7 protein-coding genes and 2 pseudogenes are annotated in these 9,192 nt (G+C 58.2%); 8 read left to right on the forward strand and 1 reads right to left on the reverse strand.

Annotated elements, in window-relative coordinates:
• Positions 1–2: 2 nt before the first annotated feature.
• The 8 genes and pseudogenes from ACH107_RS05445 to ACH107_RS05480 all read left to right on the forward strand — a co-directional run.
• Positions 3–1,373: an efflux RND transporter periplasmic adaptor subunit gene (locus ACH107_RS05445; protein ID WP_109389917.1), complete on the forward strand. Its 1,371-nt coding sequence runs from the start codon at positions 3–5 to the stop codon at positions 1,371–1,373.
• Positions 1,374–1,376: 3 nt separating this feature from the next.
• Entirely contained in the window at positions 1,377–3,491 is a 2,115-nt protein-coding gene (locus tag ACH107_RS05450; protein ID WP_412504965.1) for an HlyD family efflux transporter periplasmic adaptor subunit, read from the forward strand.
• Entirely contained in the window at positions 3,488–5,032 is a 1,545-nt protein-coding gene (locus tag ACH107_RS05455) for a TolC family protein (protein WP_412504966.1), read from the forward strand. Before ACH107_RS05450 ends, ACH107_RS05455 begins: the two co-directional genes overlap by 4 nt.
• Before the next feature lie 307 nt (positions 5,033–5,339).
• Positions 5,340–5,735 (forward strand): transposase, encoded by a 396-nt coding sequence (locus ACH107_RS05460; protein WP_412504967.1) that lies wholly within the window; start codon positions 5,340–5,342, stop codon positions 5,733–5,735.
• A pseudogene (locus tag ACH107_RS05465) lies at positions 5,665–6,207 on the forward strand (sigma factor-like helix-turn-helix DNA-binding protein); the annotation flags it as partial. The gene ACH107_RS05460 and the pseudogene ACH107_RS05465, both read left to right, overlap by 71 nt.
• Before the next feature lie 93 nt (positions 6,208–6,300).
• Positions 6,301–6,894 (forward strand): bifunctional nicotinamidase/pyrazinamidase, encoded by a 594-nt coding sequence (pncA, locus tag ACH107_RS05470; protein ID WP_109388787.1) that lies wholly within the window; start codon positions 6,301–6,303, stop codon positions 6,892–6,894.
• Between the two features lie 31 nt (positions 6,895–6,925).
• Positions 6,926–8,218 carry a nicotinate phosphoribosyltransferase gene (pncB, locus tag ACH107_RS05475; protein ID WP_109388775.1) on the forward strand — a complete coding sequence of 431 codons (1,293 nt, stop codon included), beginning with the start codon at positions 6,926–6,928 and terminating at the stop codon, positions 8,216–8,218.
• A 218-nt stretch (positions 8,219–8,436) separates the two neighbouring features.
• Positions 8,437–8,604, forward strand: a pseudogene (locus ACH107_RS05480) (IS1380 family transposase); the annotation flags it as partial.
• Positions 8,605–8,915: 311 nt separating this feature from the next.
• Here ACH107_RS05480 and ACH107_RS05485 read toward each other — a convergent pair.
• The coding region (locus ACH107_RS05485) for a hypothetical protein (protein ID WP_412504968.1) at positions 8,916–9,192 on the reverse strand (277 nt) is incomplete at its 5' end.

Here is a 9,192-nt window from a genome sequence, read left to right on the forward strand (position 1 = left end):
GAATGGCAGTACAGTTGCGCTCGCGAGCCGGGCAGGTCAACGATCGGATGGTTACGCTCGTGGAGCTCTCGCGTAAGGCGCGAATGGTCGAGCGTATCGAGGAGCTGGACTACCTTGTTGTTAATGCCACGCATCGCTTGGCCCCCTATCGGCAGGCAATTCTCTGGCGCGATGTCCATCAACCTGCCGCTCTGTCTGGGCTGATGTCGCTGGATGCCAATGCTCCGATGATGGGCTGGCTGACAAACTTCCATCGCCGTGTATTGAGTGATCGTGCTGCGGGGCCGGTGAATGTTGAGTCTCTCAGTGAGGAAGATCAGGCGGCCTGGCAGGAATACCTACCGTTGTATGCCCTGTGGTTGCCGGACATAACGGCCACCTCGGTGCCCTCTGGCTTGTTATTGGTGCGGGCGATACCCTGGAGCGATGAGGAAGGCACCCTGCTCGAGGAGTGGTGGCAGGTTTGGGCTCATGCCAAACGCTCGCTCCAGGGCGGTCAAGAGGCGCGTCGGCGCCTCACTCCTGGGGTGGTCAGGCAGTGGCTGTTGCCGGCAGAGCGTCCATGGTATCGCAAGCGGCTGATATGGATTGCTGCGGTTTTTCTGGTGCTTATGCTGCTCCCAGTTCGCATGACGGTCATCGCACCTGGACAGCTTGTGCCGGTTGATCCGCTAAGGGTCCGGGCCCCCATTGAGGGGGTGATTTCGGAAGTGCTGGTGAGACCGGCAGAACATGTCGAGGCGGGAGATCCGCTTTTCCGCTTCGATGATGAAATTCTCGAGAAGCGCGTTGAAGTCTCCCGTCGAGCTCTGAGCGCCGCAACGGAGCAGTATCAGCAATTTACCCAGCAGGCGTTGGATAATGACGAGTTTAGTGCCGAGTTAATTGAAGCAGCGGGGGCGGTTCAGCAGGCGCGCGCGGAACTGACTTTTCTCGAGTCGCGGCTGAACGACTCAACGGTCCGCGCCGCGATTGGTGGCGTTGCGATTTTTGATAGTGTCTCGGCGCTGATTGGCCAGCCAGTCGGCGTGGGTGAGCAGATCCTGCGCATCGTCGATCCGGGTAAAATCGAGATTGAGGCGTGGTTGTCCGTAGCAGATGCCGTCAATTTGCCGCCCGGCTCACCGGTCAACCTCTATCTTCGTTCCGCGCCGCTCAAGCCGGTCCGCGGGGAAGTTCGCTACGTCGCCTACGACGCCACGGAGCGACCCAGCGGGAACGTGGCCTACCGCGTTCGCGCGAGTCTTGATCAAGCGGATCTTCACCGCGTTGGCCTTAAAGGCACAAGCCGACTCAGTGGCGGCTGGACTACGCTGGGTTACTGGATACTGCGGCGGCCGATTGCCAGCCTGCGGACGCGGCTCGGTACCTGAACCATGACAGACTCGACAGCCCTTTCCATCATGCGCGACGAAATCACTGTCTATCCTGGGCCCACTGGGTCTAAGGGGCATCCGAGCTGGGTACTACACGATCCGGCGCCAAATCAATTTTTTCGACTGGATTGGCCCACTTACGAGATTCTCTGTCGATGGGACTATCGTTCGCCGGAGCTCATCGTTGACGCAGTGAACCGGGAAACGACACTTGAGATTACACTTGAGGACGTTGAAAGCGTTGCTGTGTTTCTCAATACGCACTGCTTGGTCAAGCGACTTGATTTTGCGGACGCCATGGAGCTTGCTCGGCGCAAACAGGCGAGTAAAAAAGCGTGGTGGCTTGACCTGATGCATCGTTACCTCTTCTTTCGGGTGCCGTTGATCAACCCGGATCGCTTCTTGGAACGCTGGCTCTTTATTGGCATTTTTCTTTTCTCACGGGGCTTTACACTGACGACCGGCATAGTGCTCCTGTTTTCGCTGATCAAGGTGGGCCAGCAGTGGGAGGTCTTTCAGTCGACTCTGCTGGATACCTTTTCCGTAAAAGGATTTATGACCTATGCCTTTGCCTTGGTGAGCGTGAAAGTTTTTCACGAATTCGGCCATGGCTTCATGGCTAAAAGGTACGGCTGCCGAGTACCAGTGATGGGTGTGGCCTTCCTCGTGATGTTCCCAATGCCTTACACTGACACCAACGAAGTCTGGAAGATCAGCGATCGGCGTAAGCGCCTCGCGGTTTCAACCGCCGGATTGCGTTTAGAACTTCTGGTGGCAGTTTGGGCAACCTTACTTTGGGTGATTTTACCCGACGGTGCAATTCGATCAGCAGTTTTCTTTCTGGCCTCGGTAAGTTGGGTGCTATCAGTGTTGCTCAATATCAGCCCGTTCATGCGCTTTGACGGATATTTTGTGCTAATGGACTGGCTGGACTATCCCAATTTGCATGCGAGGAGTTCGGCGTTGGCACGGTGGCGAATCCGTCGCTTACTATTTGGCTTGGATGAGCCCCCACCCGAGACATTATCCTTGGGGTTCCAGCGTTTCCTCGTGGTGTTTGCCATTCTCACCTGGACTTATCGGTTCATCCTTTTTATTGGCATTGCTATTTTGGTGTACTTCAAGTTCACTAAAGTGTTGGGACTTCTCCTGTTTGTTGTCGAAATCTACTGGTTCATCCTCGCACCTGTGATCAAGGAAGCAAAACTGTGGTGGGAACGCCGAGCGGAGATATGGGCACAGCTTCGTACACGCGCTACAATCATGGTGACGTTGGGATTCTTGCTTGTGTTTGTTGTACCACTGCCGAAGCCGGTGACCTCTGAGGCACTGATGCGGCCGGTCCGGTCAACGCAGTTGGTAGTGCCTGAAGCAGCCCGTGTAAAAGCGCTGGCTGTGAGCGACGGAGCGGAAGTGGTTGCGGGTAGTCAGTTGGTGGAGCTAGTTTCCCCCATGTTGCTTTTGAACCAGCAGATGGCGGCTATGCGTGCCGAAACGGCGACTAGGCGACATCAGGCCGCCAGCCTTGACAAGGAGCGCGCTGGCTCGCCGCGGCTGGCCAACGACCAGCGGGAGTCTAGACTGGCCGAGCTCGAGCGCGCCAATCGTGAAGTAACAAAGCTTTCGCATATCGCACCATATCATGGAACGTTTCGGCTAAACAATCCGGACATTGCCGAGGGCGAGTGGCTGGCAAAGGATACGGTCGTCGGGACGCTAGTTGATGCGGATAGCGGGATGGAAGTTTTGACCTGGATTGATGAATCCGCTATCGACCGTGTATCGATCGGTGCCAAGGCTACCTTTTTCTCGCAAAGCTACGGTGATGTTATCTCTGGACGGGTGGTAGAGATCGGAAGTGACGCGATTAATTCTCTGTCGTTTCCAGCAATGGCCTCAGTTTTCGGCGGCGATATTCTAGCGCGTGAAAAAGCCGGCGAGCTAATCCCGGAACGCGCGACGTATCGGGTTGTTGTTGAGCTCGACGGCACTGGACGTAACCGGGTAACTAGCGTCCATTATGGCCGGTTAAAAATAGGTGCGCGACCGGCTTCTCTGGCTGGACAGTACTTACGTATAGTCGTCTTAAGTCTGATACGGGAGCTCAATCCATGAATGACCAGAATTTGGCGCGCGGCTGGCGCGGTGTCGTCCTATGTTGCGGTTTCTCCGCGATCTTGCTCGCCGGGTGCGCGGCTGAGCCGGTGGCCATCGATCGGCAGACCATGAGCAATGATCTGATTCAGGATCGCCTGTTCGCCCAGAAAGATGTCCCGCCGCTTAGCGGACCACTTAGCCTCGAGGAAGCAATTGCACGAGCGATCAAGTTCAACCTTGATCATCGAGTGACCCTGATGGAGCAGGCCGTCGCTCGTGGAGAGTTTGATTTAAGCCGTTACGATATGCTGCCTCGTTTACTCGCCGATGCCGGTTACAGTATACGTAGCGAGCCCCGCCTCACCCGATCGGTTAATGCAGTCACCGGCGAGGAGCTGGAGTCGGATCCCACCATTAGCGCAGATCAATCCAGCTGGGATTTCTCCTCTGAGCTCAGCTGGAGCTTGCTGGATTTCGGAGCTAGCTTTTACGACTCCCAGCAGAATGCGAATCGGCTTCTGATCGCCAAAGAGCGACGTCGTCGGGCGATGCATCTGCTTATCATGGACGTCCAGACGGCTTACTGGCGTGCGGCCAGCGCCCAGGCTCTAGAGCCCGAGGTCGAGGCAACCATTCAGGTAACCCGAGCAGCCATTCAGGACACACGGCTTGCCCAACAGGGCAACGCGCAGGGGCCGATGGAACATCTCCGGCACGAGCGGGCTCTTCTGAGGACCCTGCGCGATATGAAGCAGGTACAGCAGGAGCTTGTGGCCTCGCGCGTTGAGCTCTCTAATTTGATCAATGCACCAGTTGATCAGCCGTTAGATCTGGATCCGCCGATGTCCCTTGAAAATCGGCCGCGAGTTCTGGAAGAACCGATGGAAGTACTTGAGAAGGTGGCCCTTTATAATAATGCTGATCTCAAAGAGCAGTTTTACGGCCTTGAAATCGCAAGGCTGGAAACCCGGACTGCTTTGCTCGATTTGATGCCCGACCTCTCCTTCAGCTGGGGGCCGAGATATACTACGGACTCTTTCTCACTCAACAATCAGTGGAACGAAGGCGCGCTGTCGGTGGGCTACAACCTGTTTAGTTTGCTGAATATCAGAAACGTAAGGAACCATGCCGAGGCTCGGGAAAAGCTTGCCCATATGCGCCGAGTCGCCTTGCAGATGACCGTTGTCGCACAGGTCCATATGGCGGCGCTTCACTCGAGAAACGCCCTAAGTCGGCTCGATATCGCGGAAGAGCTGCAACATGTAGAGCAGGAGATCGAGTTCCGAATGGTGAATCAGCACAAGGCCGGCACCATTAGCGACGTCGAGTTGGTGGGTGCTCAGGCAGAGGCAATTATGGCGGATCTACTGCGCTATCAGGCTCTTGCAGGTTTACACTCTTCGATGGGTCGTCTGCAGGCCTCTCTGGGGCTCGAGCCGGACATCAGTTCTATACAGGCCGCATCACTTGATGAGATCGAGCGAGAGGTGGGTATCACCTTGAAGAACTGGTATGTAAGCGACAGCTGGGCCCCACGAGCTTTTCAGCTTGACGGCTGAAAGTTCCAAGGGAGGAGCTCGTCGATCAGGTTTTTCGGATGGCTGGCGGCGATTGCGTAATCCGAGGTCATCCGGCCACCGATTCCGAAAGTATCCGGCCACCCAATCCAATTTTATCCGGTCAGTGATTCCGGGGTATTCGGCCACCCCTGGTAAGCGCCAGCTGGGCCCCACGGGCTTTTCAGCGTAAGCGCGAGCTGGCCCCCACCTTCTACCAGGTTCCGGGCAATGCGAGGCCGGTCCTGTCACAAGACAGGGAGTGCGTTTCTCAATGTGTGCTACGAATGCGTTTCTCCGATCGTTGGGGGTGGAGGTCTATGCGTCCGGTCAACGACGCTGGCCGGATGAGGTGAAGGCGCAGGTTGTCGCGGAGACCCTTCGGCCTGGTGCAACGGTCAACGCGGTGGCGGCGCGGTATGGTATCCGGCCGAACCAGTTGTCGGCTTGGCGGCGCATGGCGAAGGACGGCGATCTCGTCCTGCCGGCCGATGAGCGCGATGGGTGCGGATTTCAGAAATACCGGACAGCTATTTCGCTAATTCCCGGGCAGTTCCGGGAGGGCTTGGGCTCGGTTGGTCATCGCCTGCGCCGTCTCGGCATTCTGCCGGTCTTGAACAAGGCCGGGAGGGACCATGCCGAGACAGAAGCGAGCGAGGCGCACGACTGTGCAAGACATACGATCCATACTGCGACTGACGCATGAACAAGGGCTTTCGGCGCGTGAGGTTGCCGCGCGTCTGAAGCTCAGCAAAACGACAGTGGCAACATACCTGAACCGGGCCCGGGAAGCAGGGCTGAACTGCTGGCCGCTGCCCAAGGGCCGGGATGACGATTCCACGCTGAAGCAGGTTGTGTTCCAGCGCGTTGGCCGCCCACCGGGGGACCTGACCGAGCCAGACTGGCCGAAGATGCCATCAAAAACATAACTGCAGGCAGAGGATCAGCCGTGCCCGAGCTGTCCGGGAATTACTGAAACGGCTGTCCGGGATTTAGCGTAATAGCTGTCCGGTATTTCTGAAATCCGCAACAAGGGCAAGGTCGAGGGCGCAGTCTTGATCGTGGAGCGCTGGATTCTGGCACGCCTGCGCAACCGGCAGTTCTTTTCCATCGAGGCCCTGAACCTGGCCATTGCCGAGCTGCTTGCAGATCTCAATGCGCGCACCATGCGGCGGGTGGGTCGCTCAACATCAATTCACCGGGACGCCGCTATCGGGTTTTCAATCCGGCCCCCCGGCCCTAGTCTCGCCCACACCAGGAAAGGAGGCCCCATGACCCATGCTCTTGTCGTGATCGACGTGCAAAACGACTTCTGCCCCGGCGGTGCGCTGGGCGTGAACGAGGGCGACCGGATCGTGCCCGGTATCAACGCGCTGATGGCCGACTTCGGCGCAGTGATCCTGACCCAGGACTGGCACCCGCCGGGGCATTCCTCCTTCGCCTCCAGCCACGGGGCCGCGCCCATGACCATGACCGAGATGCCCTATGGCCCGCAGGTGCTTTGGCCCGATCACTGTGTCCAGGGCAGCCACGGCGCGGCCTTCCACCCCGACCTCGACACCGACCGCGCCGACCTGATCCTTCGAAAGGGTTTCAACCCGGCGCTCGACAGCTATTCGGCCTTCTTCGAGAACGACCACGAAACGCCCACGGGCCTCGAGGGCTACCTGCGCACGCGCGGCATCGAGACCCTTGCCATGGTCGGGCTGGCCACGGATTTCTGCGTCAACTGGTCGGCCGTGGATGCCGCGACCCTCGGTTTCTCCGTGACCGTGCGCCGCGACCTGTGCCGCGCGATCGACCTGGACGGCTCTCTGGATGCCGCGCTTGCGGCCATGACGGACGCGGGCGTCACGCTGGCCTGAGCGCCCCAACCCCGCGACAGAAAGGACGACCATGGTCGACATCGCCACCCGCGTCTGGAACCACAAGTGGAAGATCGACCCGATCGTCCGGTCCCTGATCGACACGGACTTCTACAAGCTGCTGATGTGCCAGTCGGTGTTCCGCAACAAGCCCGACACGTGGGTGACATTCTCGCTCATCAACCGCAGCACCGACATCCGCCTGGCCGAGCTCATCGACGAGGGCGAGTTGCGCGAACAGCTCGACCATATCCGCTCGCTCTCGCTGACCCGCGGCGAAAGCACCTGGATGCGCGGCAATACCTTCTACGGCAAACGCCAGATGTTCACGCCCGAATTCATGGACTGGTTCGAGGCGCTGCGCCTGCCGCCCTACACCCTGGAAAAACGCGACGGGCAGTACGAACTGACCTTCGAAGGCCCCTGGCCCGAGGTCATGCTCTGGGAAATTCCGGCGCTGGCCGTGCTGATGGAGCTGCGCAGCCGCGCCGTGCTGGGCGAGATGGGCCGCTTCGAGCTGCAGATCCTCTATGCCCGCGCCATGACCAAGCTGTGGGAGAAGATCGAGTACCTGCGCCCCATCGAGGGCCTGCGCATCGCCGATTTCGGCACCCGCCGGCGGCATTCCTTCCTTTGGCAGGACTGGTGCGTGCGCGCCATGACCGAAGGGCTGGGCCGGGGCTTCGTCGGCACCTCCAACTGCCTGATCGCCAAGAACCGCGACCTAGAGGCGATCGGCACCAATGCCCACGAACTGCCCATGGTCTATGCCGCGCTGGCCGAGGACGACGCCGCCCTGGCCCGTGCCCCCTACGCGGTGCTGTCCGACTGGCACGAGGAACACGAGGGCAACCTGCGCATCATCCTGCCCGACACCTACGGCACGCCGGGATTTCTGGAAAACGCGCCCGACTGGCTGGCGCGCTGGACCGGCATCCGCATCGACTCCGGCGACCCGGCCCGGGGCGCCGAGACCGCCATCGCCTGGTGGAAACGCCGCGGCGAGGACCCGCGCGAGAAACTGATCATCTTCTCCGACGGGCTGGACGCCGAGCGCATCGCCGCCCTGCACCGCCAGTTCGCCGGGCGGGTCAAGGTGTCCTTCGGCTGGGGCACCATGCTGACCAACGATTTCAAGGGCCTGACCGCCGGCGACACGCTCGCCCCCTTCAGCCTGGTCTGCAAGGCGGTTGAGGCCAACGGGCAGCCCACGGTGAAACTCTCGGACAACCCCGAAAAGGCCATGGGGCCGGTTGACGAGATCGCCCGCTACAAGCGCGTGTTCGGGGTGGGGGAGCAGGAGCGGTTGGAGGTTGTGGTATGAACCTACTTCTCCTCGCTCATTTGTCTGGGAATGGCTTGCCGTTCCAACGATGATAAAGCCACATTAGCTCAGGGTACTTGTCGTGAAAAGTGTCACTTTGTGGTCTGCGAAAACGACGTATTACCCCGCATTCCCCAAGTAGTCCGCTGATTTCGCTGTCCTGAGCTTTGTATTTCCTATATAAATCATGGTGTTGATAGCTGTGAGGGGCGTGTTTCATGGATCACCCAGAGGGTGCGGGATTGCAGCGGGCAGATCGGGTGGATTTCGACCCTCGTGTTCGGCTGGAATTCAAAGGCACACAGCTCAGTTCGGACGGCGGTCTGCTGGTGATGCGCGAGCTGGATGACACACTCGGGCTGTCCGATATTACAGCGCCGAATTTGTCACAGCCGGCCGAGATGAGGTTACAATACCATTCCTTCGCGGCAGACTCATCAATTCTGTTTTTTCGAATTTGGTTCGCAATGAATTCGTAGTGGTTTAATATCTGAACAATTGAATAAAGTGTCGGAGCAGATTGATCATTGTAATTATTTGGATCTTGCAAGTCTCTAAATAACTGTTCAACGTCCTGTTCATCAACCTTGACGCCATACGGGTAACGTGTTGAAACATTTAATTTATGCCTTTCAATCATTGAGCTTTCGTTTATGGATCTCATAAACTGAAGCGTGAAATCGCGGCGTTAATTAGATCAGGTTTCATAGAGGGTAAAGGCCCAACCAAGGGTACCAAGAGCCGCAGCATATATAATCGCATATGCGCCAGTTTTATCAGTTTCCAGATCGTCAAGACGCAATGCCAAAAAAATTGAAAGCCCCATTATGGCAACCGCCGTTGCCAAGTGCTTTGCGATACGATAACGGCGCAGGTGCGCATTCCGACGCATTCGGCCACCCATTCCGATCACATCCGGCCACCTGTTCCGAAGTATTCGGCCACCTGTGACGCGATGCCGTGAGGCAGTGGAT

The sequence above is a fragment of the Roseovarius halophilus (ex Wu et al. 2025) genome, from assembly GCF_047086965.1.

Coding starts and splice junctions, on each gene's coding strand:
- ACH107_RS05445 (WP_109389917.1), top strand. CDS start 3: ATGGCAGTACAGTTGCGCTCGCGAGCCGGGCAGGTCAACGATCGGATG.
- ACH107_RS05450 (WP_412504965.1), top strand. CDS start 1,377: ATGACAGACTCGACAGCCCTTTCCATCATGCGCGACGAAATCACTGTC.
- ACH107_RS05455 (WP_412504966.1), top strand. CDS start 3,488: ATGAATGACCAGAATTTGGCGCGCGGCTGGCGCGGTGTCGTCCTATGT.
- pncA (WP_109388787.1), top strand. CDS start 6,301: ATGACCCATGCTCTTGTCGTGATCGACGTGCAAAACGACTTCTGCCCC.
- pncB (WP_109388775.1), top strand. CDS start 6,926: ATGGTCGACATCGCCACCCGCGTCTGGAACCACAAGTGGAAGATCGAC.